Below are 17,833 nucleotides of genomic sequence, written 5' to 3'. Positions count from 1 at the left end.
CCGGGCCCTTTGGGTAACGTCCAGCGTTGCGCTTTCACCACCGTGGCCATCCGTACGGAGGGGGCCGTCATCAGCACCTCGACACCGGCCGTCGAGCTTGAGGGGATCACCAAACGGTTCCCCGGCGTCGTGGCCAACCGCGACATCTCCCTGTCCGTCCAGCAAGGCCACGTGCACGCCGTCGTCGGCGAGAACGGCGCGGGCAAGTCCACCCTCATGAAGATCCTGTACGGCATGCAGCGTCCGGACGAGGGTGAGATCCGGGTCAACGGCACGGGCGTGACCTTCAAATCTCCCTCCGACGCCATCGCCGTGGGCATCGGCATGGTCCACCAGCACTTCATGCTCGCCGACAACCTGACCGTTCTGGAGAACGTGATCCTCGGCAGCGAGCCCCGCGTCGGCGGGATCGCCATCGACTTCGGCGCCGCGCGCCGCAGGATCAGGCAGATCTCCGACTCCTACGGCCTGGGCGTCGATCCGGACGCCATGATCGAGGACCTGGGCGTCGGCGCGCGGCAGCGCGTGGAGATCCTCAAGGTCCTCTACCGGGGAGCCCGCATCCTCATCCTCGACGAGCCGACCGCGGTGCTCGTGCCGCAGGAGGTGGACGAGCTCTTCGAGAACCTGCGCGACCTGGTCCGTGAGGGCCTGACGATCATCTTCATCTCCCACAAGCTGGACGAGGTGCTCTCGGTCGCCGACGCCGTCACCGTCATCAGGCGCGGCACGACCGTCGCCGAGGTGAACCCCGCGGACGTCACCGCCAGGCAGCTGGCCGAGCTGATGGTCGGCAGCGAGCTGCCCAGCCCGGAGACGCGCGAGTCGACCGTCACCGACGAGGTCGCGCTCTCGGTGCGGGACCTGACGGTCCGCGCGCCCGACGGCAGGGTCCTCATCGAGGGGATCGGCTTCGACATCCACAAGGGCGAGGTGCTCGGCATCGCGGGCGTCGAGGGCAACGGCCAGGCGGAGCTGGTCGAGGCCGTCATGGGGATGCGCCAGGCGGAGGGGGAGATCCTCCTCGGTGGCCAGGACATCTCCACCTGGACGACGCTGCGCCGCCGTGAGGCGGGCATCGGCTACATCCCCGAGGACCGGCACCGGCACGGCCTGCTGCTTGAGGCGCCGCTCTGGGAGAACAGGATCCTCGGCCACCAGACACGGCGGCCGAACGCCAGGGGACCCTGGATCGACCGCGCGGGCGCCCGCGCGGACACCCGGCGCATCGTCGAGCAGTACGACGTCCGTACGCCGGGGATCGACGTGGAGGCCGCGTCCCTCTCCGGCGGCAACCAGCAGAAGCTGATCGTCGGCAGGGAGATGAGCGGGGAGCCGGTCTTCCTGATCGCCTCCCACCCGACCCGGGGGGTGGACGTCGGGGCGCAGGCCGCGATCTGGGACCACCTGCGGGCCGCCCGCGCGGCCGGGCTGGCCGTACTGCTGATCTCGGCGGACCTGGACGAGCTGATCGGCCTGTCCGACACGCTGAAGGTGATCCTGCGCGGGCGGCTGGTCGCCGACGTCGATCCGGCGACGGTCACGCCCGAGCTGCTGGGATCGGCCATGACGGGCGCGGGGGAGGCGGCATGAGCGACGGTACGGCCGGCGGCCGGGAGGCGGGGTCCACCTTCGCCGACAGGCTGATGGGCCGGGTCAAGCTGGGTGGTCTGCTCTCCCTGGCCGCGCCGGTCTTGGCCATCGTGTTCGCGGGCCTGATCACCTCGGTCATCCTGCTGGTCACCGGAGCCCCGCCGATCGAGACGATGGGCACGATGGTCGACTACGGCCTGCAGCCCAGGCCGCTGACGCTGGCGTTGAACCTCGCCTCCGGCTACTACCTGTCCGCGCTGGCCGTGGCGATCGGGTTCAGGATGAACCTGTTCAACATCGGCGTCGACGGACAGTACCGGCTGGCGGCGCTCATCGCGGCGGCCGTCGGCGGCGCGATCACCCTGCCCGCCCCGCTGCACGTCGCCGCGATCCTGCTGGTGGCCGTGCTGGTCGGCGCGGGCTGGGCGTCGATCGCCGCGGTGCTCAAGGTCAGGCGCGGCGTCAGCGAGGTCATCTCCACGATCATGCTGAACGCCATCGCGACCGCCCTGGGCTCCTGGCTGCTCAACAAGGACCGGCTCGCGGTCGAGGTCGCGGGCAGCAACAACATCGGCACCCAGCCGCTCGGCCCCTCCGCCCAGGTCCCCGGCATCCCGCTCATCCCGGGGAGCCCGCTGAAGGTGGACGGCCTGATCATCCTGGCGGCCGTCATGGGCCTGCTCTACTACGTGGTGCTCAACCGGACCCGGTTCGGCTTCGACCTGCGCGCCACCGGGCGCTCGGAACCCGCGGCCGTGGCCAGCGGCGTCAACGTCAAGCGGATGATCTTCACCACGATGATCATTTCCGGCGCGGTCGCGGGCCTGGCGGGTATGCCGAACCTGCTCGGCGAGTCCTACAGCTACAGCCTGAACTTCCCGCCGGGGCTCGGGTTCACCGGCATCGCCATCGCGCTGCTCGGCCGCAACAACCCCGTGGGCATCGCCTTCGGCGCGGCGCTGTGGGCCTTCCTCGACACCTCGTCGAACATCCTGCAGATCCACGACATCTCCCCGGAGATCGTCGAGATCATGAAGGGCACGATCGTCCTGTCGGTGATCGTCGCCTACGAGCTGGTCCACCGCTACCGGATCTCGGCGGGACAGCGCAGGGTCAGCAAGGAGCTGTCCGGCGGACCCAAGGTCCAGGCCGAAGGAGCGTCGGCATGAGCGAAGGCGGTCTCACCCTGGCCAAGGCTCCCGTCGTGGAGCCGCCCAGGCCGCGCCGGTTCAGGGTCACCTGGCCGGTCCTGCTGTCCGCCTTCGGTGCCCTGGTCGTGCTGCTCTCGGCCACCAGGGCGGTCACCGGCGCCGCCGACCTCACCTCGGCGGGGGCGATCAACGCCGCCGTCGCGCTGGCGGTCCCGATCGGCCTGGCCGGTCTCGGCGGCCTGTGGTCGGAGCGGGCGGGCGTGGTCAACATCGGCCTTGAGGGCATGATGGTCATGGGCACCTGGTGCGGTGCCTGGGGGGCGCTCCACTTCGGCAACCCGTGGGCGGGTGTGCTCGCCGGGGCGATCGGCGGTGCCCTGGGCGGCCTGCTGCACGCGGTCGCGACCGTGACGTTCGGGGTCGACCACATCATCTCCGGTGTCGCGATCAACATCCTGGGCGTGGGCGTCACCGAGTTCCTCTCCAAGATCACTTTCGCGGAGATGCCGGGTGGCGGCGACTCCCAGTCGCCCCCCGTGCCCAAGCCCGGCATCGTGAGCGTGCCCGGGATCGGGGACGGCCTGGCCGCCCTTGAGTCCGGCCACTGGTTCCTGGTCTCCGACCTGGCGGGCATCGTGCGGGGCCTGCTGACGAACGTCTCGTTGTTCACGGTCCTGGCGATCGCGCTGGTCCCGCTGAGCTACTACGTGCTGTGGCGTACGGCCTTCGGCCTGCGGCTGCGTTCCTGCGGTGAGCGCCCGGTCGCGGCGGAGTCGCTGGGCGTCAACGTCTACTTCCACAAGTACGCCGCGGTGCTCGTCTCCGGCGCCCTGGCCGGTCTCGGCGGGGCCTTCCTCTCGCTGGTGGCCGCGACCGCCTACCGGGAGGGGCAGACCGGAGGCCGGGGCTTCATCGGCCTGGCCGCGATGATCTTCGGTAACTGGCGTCCCGGCGGTCTGGCCGCGGGCGCGACGCTGTTCGGCTACACCGACGCGCTCCAGCTCCGCCGGGGTGGGGAGTCGGTGCACGCGCTGCTGCTCGTGGTGGCGATCCTCGTCGCCGCCGCGGCCGTCTACCAGCTCGTCGCCCAGCGGCGCACCCGGGCCGCGGTGATCAGCGGGATCGCGGCGGTCGCGGTCTTCGTGGTGTTCGCGCTGACCAGCACCATCCCCTCGGAGTTCACCTCGGTCGCACCGCACGTCACCACGCTGCTGGTGCTCTCGCTGGCCGCCCAGCGGTTGCGCCCGCCCGCCGCCGACGGCGTGCCGTATCGCAGGGGGCAGGCGAAGTGAGCGGGGAGAACGTGGACTGGCCGGCCCTCAGGCGGGAGGCCGTACGGGTGATGGCCCACGCCTACGCCCCCTACTCGAAGTTCCCCGTCGGCGCCGCGGCCCTGGTCGACGACGGGAGGGTCGTCTCCGGTTGCAACGTGGAGAACGCCTCCTACGGCCTGGGCCTGTGCGCCGAGTGCGGCCTGGTCAGCGCCCTCCAGGCGAGCGGGGGTGGCAGGCTGGTCGCCTTCACCTGCGTGGACGGCCGTGGGGAGCTGCTCATGCCGTGCGGCAGGTGCAGGCAGCTGCTGCTGGAGTTCGGCGGACCCGGCCTGCTCGTGGAGACCGTGGACGGTCCCAGAACGCTGGCCGAGATCCTGCCGTACGCGTTCGGGCCGGACGACCTGGACCGGGGAGACTGAGGAATGGACGCCGTCGACGTCATCGTCACCAAGCGGGACGGCCGTGAGCTGTCGACCGGGCAGATCGACTGGGTGCTCGACGCCTACACCCGGGGCGTGGTCGCCGACGAGCAGATGTCCGCGCTGGCGATGGCCATCCTGCTCAACGGCATGAACCGGCGGGAGATCGCCGACTGGACCCAGGCCATGATCCGCTCCGGCTCCAGGATGGACTGGTCGGGGCTGCCGGGCCGTACGACGGACAAGCACTCGACCGGCGGCGTCGGAGACAAGATCACGCTGCCGCTGGCGCCGCTGGTCGCCGCGTGCGGCGGCTACGTCCCGCAGCTCTCCGGGCGGGGGCTGGGGCACACCGGGGGCACGCTGGACAAGCTGGAGTCGATCCCCGGCTGGCGCGCCTCGCTGTCGGGCCGGGAGATGCTCGGGGTGCTCGGCGAGACCGGCGCGGTCGTCTGCGCGGCGGGGGAGGGGCTCGCCCCGGCGGACAGGAAGCTGTACGCGCTGCGCGACGTGACCGGCACCGTGGAGTCGATCCCGCTGATCGCCTCCTCGATCATGTCGAAGAAGATCGCGGAGGGCACCGGGGCGCTGGTGCTGGACGTGAAGGTCGGCTCGGGCGCCTTCATGAAGACCGTGGAGCGGGCCCGCGAGCTGGCCACGACCATGGTCGAGCTGGGTACGGACGCCGGGGTGCGCACCGTGGCGCTGCTCACCGCGATGGACCGGCCGCTGGGCAGGACCGTGGGCAACGCGCTTGAGGTGGCCGAGTCCGTGGAGGTGCTCGCGGGCGGCGGCCCGGCGGACGTGGTGGAGCTGACGCTGCGGCTGGCCCACGAGATGCTCCAGGCGGCGGGGATCGACGGCGACCCGGAGCGGGCGCTGCGGGACGGCTCCGCGATGGACGTCTGGCGCCGCATGATCGCCGCCCAGGGCGGCGACCCCGACGCCCCGCTGCCCAGGGCCGCGGAGACCCTTGAGGTGACCGCCCCCGAATCCGGCGTGCTGACCGGCCTCGACGCCTACGGTGTCGGCCTGGCCGCCTGGCGGCTCGGCGCGGGCAGGGAGCGCAAGGAGGACCCGGTCTCCTTCGGCGCGGGCGTCGTGCTGCACGCGGGCCTGGGTGAGACCGTACGGCGGGGGCAGCCGCTGATGACGCTGCACGCCGACGACGCCTCCCGTTTCGAGCGGGCGCTGGCCGCGCTCGACGGCGCCTACGTCATCGCCGAAGGGGGAGCCGCCGAGGCGCTGCCCCTGGTGATCGACCGGATCACGGCCTGAGCGCAGGTCTCAGCCGCCCAGCCTGAGGAGCCTGTCGACCAGGGAACGGGCGTGGTCGGGGCCGACCGGACGGTTGAAGAACATCGCGTGGTAGTACAGGGGCGCGATGACGACCTCCATCAGTTCGAGCAGTGTGGGAGGGCGCTCCCCGCGCTCGGCGGCCCTGTCGAGCATGCCCTCAAGCTGCACCGCCCGGTCGACCAGGTAGGTAGCGCCCTCGGGGCCGCGTGAGCCGATCATGGCCGCGCGCAGGTAGAGGTTGCCCAGCGGCCCCGCGACGTCCTCGGCCACCTGGAGCGCGTAGGCCTCCAGATCGCCGCGGAGCGTGCCCGTGTCGGGCACCGGGGACCCCTGGGACAGGCGTTCGACCACCACGTCGTCCACCAGCGCGTTGAGCGTGCCCCAGCGCCGGTAGATCGTGGCCTGGTGCACGCCGGACCGTTCCGCCACCACGGCGATGCTCAGGTCGTCCCAGCGGTCCTCGCGCAGCAGGTCGAGCACCGCCTCGTGCACGGCCGTCCTGACCTTCGCGGTGCGCCCTCCCGGTCGCTGTACAGGTTGCATGAGAACAGCCTAACGCGAACCGGCTTGCTTTAGCGTCGAGTGCACGCTACTTTGAAGCGAAATTACTCGCATTAAGGAGTTCGGGGTGCGTCCTCTCGTCTTCACGGAAGACACCACGTTCTGGTACGAGACACTGCGCATGTTCGGCCACATCGCCTACGGCGGCGCCGACTTCGGCGAGGTCGTCACGACCTCCCAGCGCATCACCGAGAGCGACTACGACAGCTGGCACGACGAGTGGCTGGCCACGGCGGACCGGGTGGCCGCGGAGGCGGAGCGCTCGCTGGCCGCCGGGCACCGGATCAGCGCCGCCGACGGCTTCCTGCGCGCGTCCAACTACTACCGCGCGGCCGAGTTCTTCCTGCACGGCGACCCGTCGGACCCGCGCCTCGCGGTCGCCTACGCACGGCAGGTGGCGGCCTTCAGGGAGTTCGCCGCGGTCCATGACATCGAGCCGGTCGAGATCCCCTACGAGGGGACCACGCTGCCCGGCTACTTCTATCGTGGCAGCGGGGGCGCCACGGTCGTCATGCACAACGGCTTCGACGGCAGCGTGGAGGAGATGCACTTCTTCGGGGCGGCGGCGCTGCGGGAACGCGGCTTCAACGTGCTGACCTTCGACGGCCCCGGGCAGCCGGGCGCCGTCAGGAAGGGCCTGGTCTTCCGGCCCGACTGGGAGAACGTGGTCGGCCCGGTGCTCGACTGGCTTGAGGCCAGGCCGTACGTGGACGGGGAGCGGGTCGCGCTGCTCGGGGCGAGCATGGGGGGCCTGCTGGCGCCGCGCGCGGCGGCGTTCGAGCCCAGGGTCAGGGCGCTCGTCGCCTTCGACGGCGTCTACGACATGGGCGTCGTCATCGCCGAGAGGTTCGGCGGCGACAGGGAGGCGGCCAGGCGGGCCCTCGACGACCCGGAGGCCGACACGTTCATGCGCGGGCTGATGGAGCGGGACGCGGTCACGCGCTGGGCCGTCGGCCACGGCACCTGGGTGACGGGCACCTCGCCGAGCGGCTACGCCAGGGCGATGCTCGACGACTACCACCTGGGCGACGGCGTCGCCGAGCGGATCACCTGCCCGACGCTCGTCTGCTCCGCCTCCGACGACTTCGCGTTTAGGGGGCAGCCCGAGACGCTGTACGCCCACCTGACCTGCGACAAGACGCTCATCGAGTTCCACGAGGCCGAGGGGGCCGACGCGCACTGCCAGTCGGGCGCCCAGCGCCTGGCGATGGCCCGCATCGGCGACTGGCTGGAGAGGACGTTCCGATGAGGAAGATGCTGCCGGTTCTGCTGTGGGACGTGCTTCCCGCGATCGCCGCCTACTACGCGCTGCGCCTGCTGGGCCTGAGCGAGTACGCCGCGCTGCTGGCCGCCACCTGTGTGGGCGCGTTGCGCGTGGTCTACGTGGGTGTCAGGGAACGCAGGCTGGACGGCTTCGCCGCGTGCACGGGCCTGGTGTTCGCGCTCGGTCTCGGCCTCTCCTTCCTCACCGGGGACGAGCGGTTCATGCTGGTCGTCAAGTCGGTGACCACGACGGTCCTCGGACTCGTCCTGATCGGCACCTGCCTGGCCGGGCGTCCGGCGGCCTTCGGGATCGCCAAGCGCCTCGGCGCGGAGGACGAGGCGACCGCCGCCCGCTGGGACAGGCTCTACACCGATCTGGCGGCCTTCCGGCGGATCTACTTCGTGATGACGCTGACCTGGGCGTTCGCCCTGCTGGTCGAGTCGGCCGTGCGGATCCCGCTGGTCTACCTGCTACCGGTGGACGTCATGGCGGGTCTGTCCACGCTGCTGCTGGTCGGCACGCTGCTGCTGCTCGGCGTGTGGTCCGCCTGGTACGGCGGTCGCGCGGAACGGGTGATCACCTCCTCCCGTTCCTGAACACCACGAGAGCGCGGCCCGTGACCACGGACCGCGCTTCTCCGGACGTGGGAGATCAGGCCTCCGCGGGGCGTGACTCCGTGGTCAGGGCGCTCATCAACACGGCCCGGTGGGTCGGCAGGGCCTCCTTGTGGCGCGCGCGGCCCTCGTCGGTGATGCGGACGAACACCCCGCGCCGGTCGGCCTCGCACATGTTCCTGCAGACCAGGCCCGCCTTCTCCAGCCGCGCGATCAGCCGTGAACACGCGCTCTGGCTCAGGTGGACGGCGTCGGCCACCTCCTGGACGCGGTATTTGTCACGGCCCCCCTCGACCATGCGCTCCAGGACCTCGAACTCGCTCATCCCGAGCCGGTGGCGCTCGGAGAGCTCACGTTCCAGCGCGCACGAGGCCGCGGCGTGCCTGGCCAGCACATCTCGCCACAGGTGCACGACGGAGTCCTCGTTCATGTCGCGGAGCATACCATCCTCAGTCAACTAATGCACGAGAATTAAGTTCGCTTGCATTAGATGCGTCTGCATGTATGGTTGTCCGCATGATCTCCTCCACGGAAGAGCGCTGGGACGCGCGCCTCTGGGCAGCGCTCGCGGTGCTCTGCGCCGTCATCTTCCTCGACGCCCTCGACGTCTCGATGGTGGGAGTCGCGCTGCCGTCCATCCAGGCCGACCTGGGTCTTTCCACCTCCGCCCTGCAGTGGGTGGTCAGCGGCTACGTGCTCGGATACGGCGGGCTGCTGCTCCTCGGCGGCCGCACCGCCGACCTCCTCGGCAGGCGCAAGGTCTTCCTGGCCGCGCTCGCCGTCTTCGTGTTCGCCTCCCTCCTCGGCGGCCTGGTCAACGACGGCACGATGCTGATCGCCGCCCGGTTCGTCAAGGGCGTCAGCGCCGCCTTCACCGCCCCCGCCGCGCTGTCCATCATCACCACGACCTTCGCCGAGGGCCCCGCCCGCAACCGGGCCCTGAGCGTCTTCACGGCCTCCGGCGCCAGCGGATTCTCGCTGGGCCTGGTCATCTCCGGCTTCCTGACCGAACTCGGCTGGCGCTGGACGTTCCTCATGCCGGTCCCCGTCGCGATCATCGCGCTGTTCGCGGCCATGAAGGTCCTGCCCAAGCGGCGTGAGGAGAGGGCGGAGAGCGGTCACGACCTCATCGGCGCGGTGACGATCACCGCCTCGATGCTGCTGCTCGTCTTCACCGTCGTCGAGGCGCCCGCCGCGGGCTGGTTCTCCCTGCGCACCATCGGCTCCCTGGTCGGCTCCGCCGTACTGCTCGGCCTGTTCGTGCTGACCGAGTCGAAGGTCAAGCACCCTCTGGTACGGCTCGGCATCCTGCGCTCCGGGCCCATCGTCCGGGCCAACCTCGGACTGGTGATCCTGTTCGGCTCCTACGTCGGCTTCCAGTTCGTGGCCATGCAGTACTTCCAGAACTTCCTGCACTGGTCGGCCCTGGAGACCGCGCTGGCCTTCCTGCCCGCCGGAGTCCTGGTGGCCGTGACGTCGACCAGGATGGGCAGCCTGGCCGACCGGTTCGGCACCGGCAAGCTGATCGCGGTCGGCTCGGCCTCGCTTGCGGGCGCCTTCACCCTGTTCCTGCGGGTCAACGCCGATCCCAGCCTGGCCACGCTGATCATCCCCGGCATGGTCCTGCTGGGCATCGCCTTCGCCCTGTCCTTCCCCTCGCTGAACATCCAGGCGACCAACGGCGTCGCCGACGACGAGCAGGGCCTGGCCTCCGGCCTGCTCAACACCTCGGGGCAGGTCGGAGGGGCGATCGTGCTGGCCGTCGTGACGGCCGTGCTCACCTCGAACACCGGTGCCGACCCGCTGGACGCCTTCCGCGCCGCGATCACGGTCTCCGCGATCCTCGCCGTGGTCGGCCTGCTGGTCGCCCTCACCGGGCTGCGCCGCCCCCGTTCGGAGTCCGCGGCTGTGGACGCCGGGGACGCCGGAGAGGGCAGGGTGCTGGAGACCGTCTGAGACGCGCGGGCCGTACGGCCCGCGGAACCCGGTCCTCAGGGCCGCCGACGCAGGAACCGGGGCGCGTCGGCGGCCCTGAGGCCGTGTGCCGGGTGTGGATCTTCGCAGGTGGTGAACCCGGACCGGCCTCTGGGCATCTAACCGGACAGGAGGCCATAATGAAGCGCACCCGCGTCGCACTCGCCCTTGCCCCGTTCGTCCTGCTGACCGGTTGCGGCCTGTCCGGCGGCCCGCCCTCGGCCGCTCCGGGGACGACCGCCCCGACCGTCACGGCCACCGTCACCGTCTCACCCTCCGTCTCCTCCGCCGCCCCGGCCTCCCCCGACTTCCCCGGGGAGACCCGGCTCGGGCCCCCGACGAGCACGCGGGAGGTCACGGTCAGGCGGACCACGGACAACCCGCCCCTCGTGCTCGGGGCGCGCTTCGCCAAACACGACGGGTTCGACCGGGTGGTGATCGACCTGAACGGCGGGCAGCCCGGCTACAGCGTGCAGTGGGTGCCCAGGCTGGTCCAGGACGGCTCGGGCGACCCGATCGACGCCCCGGGAGGGGCCTACCTCCAGGTGACCATCACCCCCGCCAACGCGCACGGTGAGACCGGCTCCCCGACCTGGGTCGGCGGCCCGGTCTTCCACGCCGGGCTGGGCAACGTGCGCAGCGTGGTCAAGACCGGAGACTTCGAGGCCGTGGTCGGCGTGGGCATCGTCCTCGACCACCGGGCCCCCTTCCGGGTCCTGGAGCAGCGCAACCCGCAGCGCCTGGTCATCGACGTCGCGCACTGACCGCGCACACGGGCCGGCCGTACGAAGGTCCGCGTGGGGTTCGCCGGCGTGACGGCACCGACCGCGCACACGGGCCGGCCGTACACCGGCGGACCGGCGTGATCTCCGGGGACGTCCCCCGGCGGCGCGGCCGGCCCGCGCGCTGGCAGACTGGCCCGATGGTACGCAGAATCGACAACGCCACCCGCATCCCCGTCCCCGGCGGCAAGACCATCGACGAGTACGTCGGCCGGGTCAACAGCGGCGACACCCGGATCTCGATCGCCCACATGACGGCTCCTCCCGGGTGGGACGAACCCGCCCAGACGCCGGAGTTCGCCGAGTACACCCTCGTGCTCAGAGGCACGGTCGTCGTCGAGCACGACGAGGGCGTCACCGAGGTCGGCGCGGGCCAGGCGTTCGTGAGCGAGCCGGGGGAGAGGATCCGGTACAGCTCCGGCCCCGAGGGCGCCGAGTACGTCGCGGTGTGCCTGCCCGCCTTCTCCCCGGAGAGCGCCAACCGCTCAGAATGACGACCGGAGGGCTCCGGGCTTGACCTGGAGTGCACTCCACATCCCAGACTCCTTTCCCGGGGCCCGCGAACGCCGGGCCGTACCGGAAGGACACCATGAAGTACCGCACCATCGGCACCGACCCGAAGACCCGCCGCGAGGTGAGCGTGATCGCCCTGGGCGCCATGCTCTTCGGGTCGGCGACCGACGAGAGCACCTCCTACGCGATCCTCGACCGCTACGTCGAGGCGGGCGGGACGTTCGTCGACACCTCGAACAACTACGCCTACTGGGTCGACGGAGGCCTGGGCGGGCGGAGCGAGGAACTGCTCGGGCGGTGGCGGCGCAGCCGCGGCGTCGGGGACGAGATCGTCATCGCCACCAAGCTGGGCGCCCGCCCGCTCGTGCCCGGCACCGGCTACGCCGACGGCGCCGACGGGCTGTCCGCGAAGGCGATCAGGGAGTCCGCCGAGGCCAGCAGGCAGCGGCTCGGGGTGGACAGGCTCGACATGCTCTACGCGCACATCGAGGACAGGAGCGTCTCGGCGCGGGAGACCGTCGAGGGCTTCGCCGAACTGGTCACCGAGGGAACCGTCGGGCTGCTCGGGGTGAGCAACCACGCGGTCTGGCGGGTCGAGCGGGCCCGTGCCATCGCCGCCGAGGCCGGGCTGCCCGGCTACGAGGTCCTGCAGTACCAGCACAGCCTCCTGCGCCCGCGCTACGACATGCCCTACGGCATCTTCCCCGAGGGCAGTCTCGGTCACGCAGGGGCCGAACTGCTGAGCTACCTGAAGGAGGAGCGCGACCTCACCCTGGTCGCCTACTCCCCGCTGATGGGCGGCGTCTACACCCGGCAGGACAAGCAGCTGCCGCCGGACTACGACCACCCGGGAACGCCCGTCAGGCTCGCGGCGCTGCGCGAGGTCGCCGCGGAGACCGGGGCGACGGTCAACCAGGTGGTGCTTGCCTGGCAGCTCGGCGGGCCGTACCCGATCATCCCGCTGGTCGGCGCCTCCTCCGTCGCGCAGCTTGAGGAGAGCCTGGCCGCCGTCGACCTGGAGCTGACGGAGGACCAGCGAGCCCGCCTGGACGTGTTCTGACGGCCGTCAGGCCGTCTCCCCACGCCCGAAGGCGCCAGGGCCCGCGTGGAAGAGGCCGATGAGCAGGACGCTCACGCCGATGGAGGCGAAGGCCGGTCCGGGGTGCCGGTCGATGTGCGCCCACCACAGCAGCGCGCCGCCGAGGACGAGGCCCGCCCATCCCGCGACGAGGTTGGGGACGGGCCCGTTGCCCAGGGCGCTCGGGTAACGCCTTCTGGTGATGCCGCGGACGAAGTGCGGAAGTCCGTTACCGGCGACGAGGCCGCCGAGGAAACTGAGAACGATCGTCTGCCACATCGTGGAAGTCCTTATGGTCGGTCGAGCTGACGGCTGAGCATGGGAAGCAACACCGCGTCCACGAGCGTGTGCAGGAAGTGGTCGTCGAGGGGTTCGCCGGTGACGAGGAGACGGGACAGCAGCGCGGCCGAGCCGATTTCGGCGAGGAGCGCGTGGTCGACCGTCTCGGGAACCTCGCCCCTGGCGGCGGCCCTGGCCAGGACGGCCGCGAACACGTCGCGTTTGTGGTCGAGGACGTGTCGCCGTACGGCGTGCGCGAGATCGGGGTCGCGACGCATCGCGACGAGGAGCCCGAGGATGAGCGCGCTGTCCTGACCGGTGAGGCCGGCTCGCAGCTCCAGCAGCACCGCCACCAGGTCGTCACGCAGGTTCGTGGTTTCGGGCGGGGCGGCCACCGGTGTTCCGGCATGCCGCCGTACGGCCGTCCCCACCAGCTCGGCCTTGCCCGGCCATCGTCGGTAGATCGTGGCCTTGCTGGCGTGGGCCCGCTCCGCGACGGCCTCGATGGTCAACCGGTCGTAGCCGACCTCACCCAGCAGGCTCATGGCCGCGAGCAGGATGGCTTCCTCCCGTATCTCGCCGCGTCGGCGCGTCGGCATCCCGGCCTCCTGTCGAAACGGTGCCGTTCACATCAAGAAGTGTACGCACGCGTTTCGATTGTGCGGAAGGGGTCCTCCCGGATCCGGGCGGGCCGGCCGGTCCGTTCCAGGGCGCCCGGAACGGTCGCGTGGCTGCCGCCGTCCGTTCCGGACCTCGCCCCTAGGATGAGGAGATGAGTCAGCCACTCGCCCTTGAGGAGATCCGTCAGGCTCCCAAGGTGTTGCTCCACGACCACCTCGACGGTGGCCTGCGGCCGGAGACGATCGCCGATCTGGCGCGTGATTCGGGATACGCCGGGCTGCCGACGACGGACCCGGACGCGCTGCGCGCCTGGTTCCGCGAGGCCTCCGACTCCGGGTCGCTCGAACGCTACCTTGAGACCTTCGACCACACGGTCGGCGTCATGCAGACCCGCGAGGCCCTGGTGCGGGTCGCCGCCGAGTGCGCGGAGGACCTGGCCGCCGACGGCGTGGTCTACGCCGAGGTGCGCTACGCGCCGGAACAGCACACCCAGGCGGGCCTCAGCCTCGAAGAGGTGATCGAGGCCGTGATCGAGGGGTTCGAGACCGGCTCACGGGGCCGCGGCATCAAGGTGGGCACCCTGCTGACCGCGATGCGCCACCAGGCCAGGTCCATGGAGATCGCCGAGCTGGCCGTCCGCTACCGCGACGTGGGCGTCGCGGGCTTCGACATCGCCGGGGCCGAGGCGGGCTACCCGCCGACCCGTCATCTCGACGCCTTCGAGTATCTCCAGCGGGAGAACGCCCACTTCACCATCCACGCCGGTGAGGCCTTCGGCCTGCCGTCGATCTGGCAGGCGCTCCAGTGGTGCGGCGCGGACCGGCTCGGCCACGGGGTCCGCATCATCGACGACATCACGGTCTCCGAGGACGGACAGGCCAAACTGGGCAGGCTGGCGGCCTACGTCCGTGACAAGCGCGTCCCGCTGGAGATGTGCCCGACCTCCAACCTCCAGACCGGGGCCGCCCCCTCCATCGCCGAGCACCCGATCGGGCTGCTGCGGTCGCTGAACTTCCGGGTCACGGTCAACACCGACAACCGGCTGATGAGCGGCACCTCCCTGTCCGAGGAGTTCGCCAAGCTCTCGGAGACCTTCGGGTACGGCTGGGACGACCTGCAGTGGTTCACCATCAACGCGATGAAGTCGGCGTTCCTGCCGTTCGACGAACGGCTGGCGCTCATCAACGGCGTCATCAAGCCCGGGTTCGCACGGCTCAAGTGGCGGGCGTGATTCCCCGCGGATGTGTTGAAGTCTCCCGCGATCGGGTTGGATGGAGGCTCGTGACGAGAGTGGGAGCTGTGTGATGAAACAGGCGTTCCGATCGACGGCCGTGCAGGTGCTCGGCTGGATCTGGATGGCCTTCGCCGCCTTCAACGCGGTCGATCTGATCGTCCGGTTCAGCGGGCGGCCCTCGATGATCGCCGCCGCGGTGCTGACCGTGCTGACCGCGGTGGTCCTCATCACCTGCCTGCGCCCGGTGACCAAGTTCGTCGAGGACGGTGTGCTGGTCCGCAACCCCCTCAGGAACTTCTTCGTGCCGTGGCCGCTCGTGGACGACGTCAGCGTCTCCCATTCGATCATGATCACCTCGGGAGGCAGGAAGATCCGCTGCTGGACGCCGCAGGCCTCGGGGCGTGAGCGGGTCTCCGCCATGCGCAGGGCCCTGCCGAGCAAGGCGGGCCGGCTCAGGACCGAGCCCGCGCGGTCGAAGGGCGAGCAGGCGGCGGTCGAGGCGCTGGCGGGCAAGACCCACGCCGACTGGGTCGCCGAGCAGCTGCTCGAACGAGCGCGCTCGGCCAAGCGGACGGCGTCGAAGGCCACCGGCACCGTGCCGGAGCCGGGGACGGTCAGGGTGACCTGGTCACCGACCGCCCTGGCGGCCCTGGCCGTCTCGGTGGCCATGATCGTCGCAGCCCTTCTCTCCTGACGCCCGGCCCCAGGTGCCGGGCGCCGGAGAGCGCGTCAGAGGGTCAGAAGACAGGGTGGATGCCGAACACCGGGGCGCGGACCCCCGCCGGCAGCAGCACCACCCACTTGGGCAGCAGGCTGCGGTCCTCGATGAGGTTGCGGCCGATGTACTGGTCGGTGCCCGCCAGCCTGATCCTGGCGGTCCGGATCGCCTCGCCGGGGCCGTCGGGGGTCAGGTCGGAGGTGGGGCCGGAGGCGAGGTCGTCCTCGATGGGAGTGGCCGCCTCGATGACGAAGACCGAGTGCGGGGGCACATGGCCGGGGCCGCTCACGCGCAACTGGGTGAAGGGCTCGGTTTCGGGGACGTAGACCAGGCCGTGGGTGCGCTCGTCAAGGAACCGGACGCCGCCGCGGGCGGGCAGAAGGCGGAACCTGGTGGCCGGGGGTGAGGGCAGCAGGGCGGCGAAGACCCTGCCGTCGATGTTCACCACGTGCCCTCCGCCGATGGTGAGCGTCACCCTGGGTGGCAGGGGGGCCGGGGCGGTCTCGGCGGAGGCGGCGGTGGACAGTCCGGGCACCAGCACGGTGGCCAGTACGGTGGCCAGCACGGCCAGGTGGGCGCGGATCGGACGCATACTCTCTGCCTTCCTTGTGGAGGGAGACCGGATGCGCGAACGCCCCGGCCTCGTCTGCATCAGAAAGCATGCATTCGATTACTCAGGGTAGCTGTAGCCGTGGGGTGAGGGCTGTCCTACCGTCCGGAGCCGACCGGCGGCTCGCCGGCCGTACCGGCAGGTCGCATTTCCAAGACCGCAGGTCACGGATCCAGGACGACGGACCGCCGGCCCGGCGTGGCGGGTCACAGGCCCAGGGCGGCGGAGAGGTCGGCGCGCAGGGCGCCCAGGTCGCGTACGGCCCGCTCCCTGGCCGCCGAGACCTCCTCCTCGACCGGCACCACGACCTCCAGATAGCACTTGAGCTTCGGTTCGGTACCCGAGGGGCGGACCACGACGCGGGCGCCCCCGGACAGGCGGTAACGCAGACCCTCGGTCGGCGGCAGCCCGTCCAGGCCCGCACCCAGGTCGTCGACCGCCTCGACCTTGCGCCCGCCGAGCTCGGCCGGGGGTACGGCGCGCAGCCCGGCCATCGCCTCGGTGATCAGCGACAGGTCGGCGACCCTGAAGGACAGCTGGGACGTGGCGTGCAGGCCGTACCTCCTGGCCTGGTCGTCGAGGAGGTCGAGCAGGGTGCGTCCCCGCTCCGCGGCCTCGGCGGCGAGTCCGGCGACGGTCAGCGCGGCGCCGATGCCGTCCTTGTCGTGGACGGGCAGGCCCGCGTCGGAGCCGACGCTGTAGCCCAGGGCCTCCTCGTAGCCGAAGACCAGCCCGGGCCCGGCCTTCATGATCCATTTGAAGCCGGTGAGGGTCTCCGCGTGGCGGACGCCGTACTCGGCGGCGATCTTGCCGAGCAGTGAGGAGGAGACGATCGTGGTGGCGACCAGGCGGTCCTCGCCGGAGGTGTGCCTGATCACGTGCTCGCCGAGGAGCGCGCCGACCTCGTCGCCGGTGAGCATCCGGTGACCCCCGCCGGGCAGGCGCACCCCGACCGCGCACCGGTCGGCGTCGGGGTCGTTGGCCAGCACGATGTCGGCGTCGATCCGCCGGGCCAGCCCGAACGCGAGGTCCATCGCGCCGGGTTCCTCCGGGTTGGGGAAGGCGACGGTGGGGAAGTCCGGATCGGGGGCCGCCTGCTCCTCGACGACCACGGGGGCGTCGAATCCGGCCGCCAGGAAGGCACGTGCCGCCAGGTCGCCGCCGACGCCGTGCAGCGGGGTGTAGGCGACCCGCAGCCGCCTGGCCTCGCCGATGGGCAACGCCGTCACCGCCTCCAGATAGGCGGCCACGACGTCGTCGCCGAGTTCGGTCCACGACGAGCCGAGCGGCAGCTCGGAGACCGGCCCGACGGCGTCGATCGCGGTGGAGATCTCCGTGTCGACCGGCGGCACGATCTGCGAGCCGTCCCCCCAGTAGACCTTGTAGCCGTTGTCCCTCGGCGGGTTGTGGCTCGCGGTGACGGTCACCCCGGCGTCCGCCCCGAGACGCCGTACGGCGAAGGCCAGCACCGGGGTCGGCAGCGGGCCGCGGAGAACCGAGGCCCGCAGCCCGGCGCCGGTGAGCACGGCCGCGGTGTCACGGGCGAAGACGTCGGACTTGTGCCTGGCGTCGTAGCCGACCACGACGTGCGCCCCGGGGCCGAGGGCCCGGGCGAGTCCGGCGGCGGCGCGCATGACCGTGACCCGGTTCATCCGGTTGGGGCCCGCGCCCAGCTCACCGCGCAGCCCGGCCGTACCGAACTCAAGCCTGGTGTGGAAGCGCTCGCGCAGCGCCTCCAGGCTCTCCGGGAACCGGTCGAGCAGATCGGTCAGCTCGGCCCTGGTCTCCGGGTCGGGGTCCTGGGCGAGCCAGGCCCGCGCGCGCCGCAGGAGATCGTCGCTCATCGTGG

General features: G+C 71.3%; 19 protein-coding genes. 13 read left to right on the top strand and 6 right to left on the bottom strand.

Annotated features, from left to right (window positions below):
• Positions 1 to 42 precede the first annotated feature (42 nt).
• From ACFOYY_RS28565 to ACFOYY_RS28545, 5 genes are read left to right on the top strand one after another with little or no spacing between them, the layout of a single operon-like run.
• A complete protein-coding gene (locus ACFOYY_RS28565) occupies positions 43 to 1,593 on the top strand; it encodes an ABC transporter ATP-binding protein (RefSeq protein WP_386193671.1) in 1,551 nt (516 codons plus the stop codon).
• Positions 1,590 to 2,762, top strand: coding sequence for an ABC transporter permease (locus tag ACFOYY_RS28560; protein ID WP_362772802.1), 1,173 nt, complete (start codon positions 1,590 to 1,592; stop codon positions 2,760 to 2,762). Before ACFOYY_RS28565 ends, ACFOYY_RS28560 begins: the two co-directional genes overlap by 4 nt.
• Positions 2,759 to 4,036, top strand: a complete 1,278-nt coding sequence (locus tag ACFOYY_RS28555) for an ABC transporter permease (protein ID WP_386193667.1) — start codon at positions 2,759 to 2,761, stop codon at positions 4,034 to 4,036. The genes ACFOYY_RS28560 and ACFOYY_RS28555 overlap by 4 nt, the downstream gene beginning before the upstream one ends.
• Positions 4,033 to 4,437 (top strand): cytidine deaminase, encoded by a 405-nt coding sequence (locus ACFOYY_RS28550; RefSeq protein ID WP_386193664.1) that lies wholly within the window; start codon positions 4,033 to 4,035, stop codon positions 4,435 to 4,437. Before ACFOYY_RS28555 ends, ACFOYY_RS28550 begins: the two co-directional genes overlap by 4 nt.
• Before the next feature lie 3 nt (positions 4,438 to 4,440).
• A complete protein-coding gene (locus tag ACFOYY_RS28545) occupies positions 4,441 to 5,715 on the top strand; it encodes a thymidine phosphorylase (protein ID WP_352010042.1) in 1,275 nt (424 codons plus the stop codon).
• A gap of 9 nt (positions 5,716 to 5,724) precedes the next feature.
• On the opposite strand, the gene ACFOYY_RS28540 is transcribed toward ACFOYY_RS28545, so the two are convergent.
• On the bottom strand, positions 5,725 to 6,279 hold the full coding sequence (locus tag ACFOYY_RS28540) for a TetR-like C-terminal domain-containing protein (RefSeq protein WP_352010041.1): 555 nt from the start codon (positions 6,277 to 6,279) through the stop codon (positions 5,725 to 5,727).
• Between the two features lie 85 nt (positions 6,280 to 6,364).
• Between ACFOYY_RS28540 and ACFOYY_RS28535 the strand changes: the two genes are divergently transcribed.
• Positions 6,365 to 7,546: an alpha/beta hydrolase family protein gene (locus tag ACFOYY_RS28535; RefSeq protein ID WP_386193661.1), complete on the top strand. Its 1,182-nt coding sequence runs from the start codon at positions 6,365 to 6,367 to the stop codon at positions 7,544 to 7,546.
• Positions 7,543 to 8,157: a VC0807 family protein gene (locus ACFOYY_RS28530; RefSeq protein WP_352010039.1), complete on the top strand. Its 615-nt coding sequence runs from the start codon at positions 7,543 to 7,545 to the stop codon at positions 8,155 to 8,157. The genes ACFOYY_RS28535 and ACFOYY_RS28530 overlap by 4 nt, the downstream gene beginning before the upstream one ends.
• 55 nt (positions 8,158 to 8,212) lie before the next feature.
• Here the strand turns inward: ACFOYY_RS28530 and ACFOYY_RS28525 are convergent, their stop codons facing one another.
• Positions 8,213 to 8,605, bottom strand: a complete 393-nt coding sequence (locus ACFOYY_RS28525) for a MarR family winged helix-turn-helix transcriptional regulator (protein WP_352010038.1) — start codon at positions 8,603 to 8,605, stop codon at positions 8,213 to 8,215.
• An 86-nt stretch (positions 8,606 to 8,691) separates the two neighbouring features.
• Here ACFOYY_RS28525 and ACFOYY_RS28520 point away from each other — a divergent pair, with 86 nt between their 5' ends.
• The 4 genes from ACFOYY_RS28520 (at position 8,692) to ACFOYY_RS28505 (ending at position 12,504) form a co-directional block, all read left to right on the top strand.
• Positions 8,692 to 10,131, top strand: a complete 1,440-nt coding sequence (locus ACFOYY_RS28520) for an MFS transporter (RefSeq protein WP_386193656.1) — start codon at positions 8,692 to 8,694, stop codon at positions 10,129 to 10,131.
• A gap of 158 nt (positions 10,132 to 10,289) precedes the next feature.
• Complete coding sequence (locus ACFOYY_RS28515; protein ID WP_386193653.1) at positions 10,290 to 10,913, top strand: AMIN-like domain-containing (lipo)protein; 624 nt, start codon at positions 10,290 to 10,292, stop codon at positions 10,911 to 10,913.
• Positions 10,914 to 11,071: 158 nt separating this feature from the next.
• Entirely contained in the window at positions 11,072 to 11,425 is a 354-nt protein-coding gene (locus ACFOYY_RS28510) for a cupin domain-containing protein (RefSeq protein WP_386193650.1), read from the top strand.
• Between the two features lie 95 nt (positions 11,426 to 11,520).
• Positions 11,521 to 12,504 carry an aldo/keto reductase gene (locus tag ACFOYY_RS28505; RefSeq protein ID WP_386193647.1) on the top strand — a complete coding sequence of 328 codons (984 nt, stop codon included), beginning with the start codon at positions 11,521 to 11,523 and terminating at the stop codon, positions 12,502 to 12,504.
• 6 nt (positions 12,505 to 12,510) lie between these two features.
• On the opposite strand, the gene ACFOYY_RS28500 is transcribed toward ACFOYY_RS28505, so the two are convergent.
• Positions 12,511 to 12,801, bottom strand: coding sequence for a hypothetical protein (locus ACFOYY_RS28500; RefSeq protein ID WP_352010033.1), 291 nt, complete (start codon positions 12,799 to 12,801; stop codon positions 12,511 to 12,513).
• Positions 12,802 to 12,812: 11 nt separating this feature from the next.
• Positions 12,813 to 13,400, bottom strand: coding sequence for a TetR/AcrR family transcriptional regulator (locus ACFOYY_RS28495; RefSeq protein WP_386193644.1), 588 nt, complete (start codon positions 13,398 to 13,400; stop codon positions 12,813 to 12,815).
• 173 nt (positions 13,401 to 13,573) lie between these two features.
• On the opposite strand from ACFOYY_RS28495, the gene ACFOYY_RS28490 reads away from it, so the two are divergent.
• Together ACFOYY_RS28490 and ACFOYY_RS28485 are read left to right on the top strand one after the other, a co-directional pair.
• A complete protein-coding gene (locus ACFOYY_RS28490) occupies positions 13,574 to 14,653 on the top strand; it encodes an adenosine deaminase (protein WP_352010031.1) in 1,080 nt (359 codons plus the stop codon).
• A 73-nt stretch (positions 14,654 to 14,726) separates the two neighbouring features.
• Complete coding sequence (locus ACFOYY_RS28485) at positions 14,727 to 15,350, top strand: hypothetical protein (RefSeq protein ID WP_386193641.1); 624 nt, start codon at positions 14,727 to 14,729, stop codon at positions 15,348 to 15,350.
• Between the two features lie 43 nt (positions 15,351 to 15,393).
• Here the strand turns inward: ACFOYY_RS28485 and ACFOYY_RS28480 are convergent, their stop codons facing one another.
• Together ACFOYY_RS28480 and ACFOYY_RS28475 are read right to left on the bottom strand one after the other, a co-directional pair.
• Positions 15,394 to 15,966, bottom strand: a complete 573-nt coding sequence (locus ACFOYY_RS28480; RefSeq protein WP_386193638.1) for a hypothetical protein — start codon at positions 15,964 to 15,966, stop codon at positions 15,394 to 15,396.
• Positions 15,967 to 16,190: 224 nt separating this feature from the next.
• Entirely contained in the window at positions 16,191 to 17,828 is a 1,638-nt protein-coding gene (locus tag ACFOYY_RS28475) for a phospho-sugar mutase (protein WP_386193635.1), read from the bottom strand.
• Positions 17,829 to 17,833: the final 5 nt, after the last annotated feature.

It is taken from the genome of Streptosporangium jomthongense (genome assembly GCF_042650425.1).
Lineage (GTDB): Bacteria > Actinomycetota > Actinomycetes > Streptosporangiales > Streptosporangiaceae > Streptosporangium.
Note: the sequence above shows the minus strand (reverse complement) of the source record. Positions and strands in the feature narration are given on the sequence as shown.

Excerpts from the sequence above, each read along its gene's own strand:
- ACFOYY_RS28560 (WP_362772802.1), top strand. The coding sequence starts at position 1,590 with ATGAGCGACGGTACGGCCGGCGGCCGGGAGGCGGGGTCCACCTTCGCC.
- ACFOYY_RS28555 (WP_386193667.1), top strand. The coding sequence starts at position 2,759 with ATGAGCGAAGGCGGTCTCACCCTGGCCAAGGCTCCCGTCGTGGAGCCG.
- ACFOYY_RS28545 (WP_352010042.1), top strand. The coding sequence starts at position 4,441 with ATGGACGCCGTCGACGTCATCGTCACCAAGCGGGACGGCCGTGAGCTG.
- ACFOYY_RS28540 (WP_352010041.1), bottom strand. The coding sequence starts at position 6,279 with ATGCAACCTGTACAGCGACCGGGAGGGCGCACCGCGAAGGTCAGGACG.
- ACFOYY_RS28530 (WP_352010039.1), top strand. The coding sequence starts at position 7,543 with ATGAGGAAGATGCTGCCGGTTCTGCTGTGGGACGTGCTTCCCGCGATC.
- ACFOYY_RS28525 (WP_352010038.1), bottom strand. The coding sequence starts at position 8,605 with ATGAACGAGGACTCCGTCGTGCACCTGTGGCGAGATGTGCTGGCCAGG.
- ACFOYY_RS28520 (WP_386193656.1), top strand. The coding sequence starts at position 8,692 with ATGATCTCCTCCACGGAAGAGCGCTGGGACGCGCGCCTCTGGGCAGCG.
- ACFOYY_RS28515 (WP_386193653.1), top strand. The coding sequence starts at position 10,290 with ATGAAGCGCACCCGCGTCGCACTCGCCCTTGCCCCGTTCGTCCTGCTG.
- ACFOYY_RS28510 (WP_386193650.1), top strand. The coding sequence starts at position 11,072 with ATGGTACGCAGAATCGACAACGCCACCCGCATCCCCGTCCCCGGCGGC.
- ACFOYY_RS28505 (WP_386193647.1), top strand. The coding sequence starts at position 11,521 with ATGAAGTACCGCACCATCGGCACCGACCCGAAGACCCGCCGCGAGGTG.
- ACFOYY_RS28500 (WP_352010033.1), bottom strand. The coding sequence starts at position 12,801 with ATGTGGCAGACGATCGTTCTCAGTTTCCTCGGCGGCCTCGTCGCCGGT.
- ACFOYY_RS28495 (WP_386193644.1), bottom strand. The coding sequence starts at position 13,400 with ATGCCGACGCGCCGACGCGGCGAGATACGGGAGGAAGCCATCCTGCTC.
- ACFOYY_RS28490 (WP_352010031.1), top strand. The coding sequence starts at position 13,574 with ATGAGTCAGCCACTCGCCCTTGAGGAGATCCGTCAGGCTCCCAAGGTG.
- ACFOYY_RS28485 (WP_386193641.1), top strand. The coding sequence starts at position 14,727 with ATGAAACAGGCGTTCCGATCGACGGCCGTGCAGGTGCTCGGCTGGATC.
- ACFOYY_RS28480 (WP_386193638.1), bottom strand. The coding sequence starts at position 15,966 with ATGCGTCCGATCCGCGCCCACCTGGCCGTGCTGGCCACCGTACTGGCC.
- ACFOYY_RS28475 (WP_386193635.1), bottom strand. The coding sequence starts at position 17,828 with ATGAGCGACGATCTCCTGCGGCGCGCGCGGGCCTGGCTCGCCCAGGAC.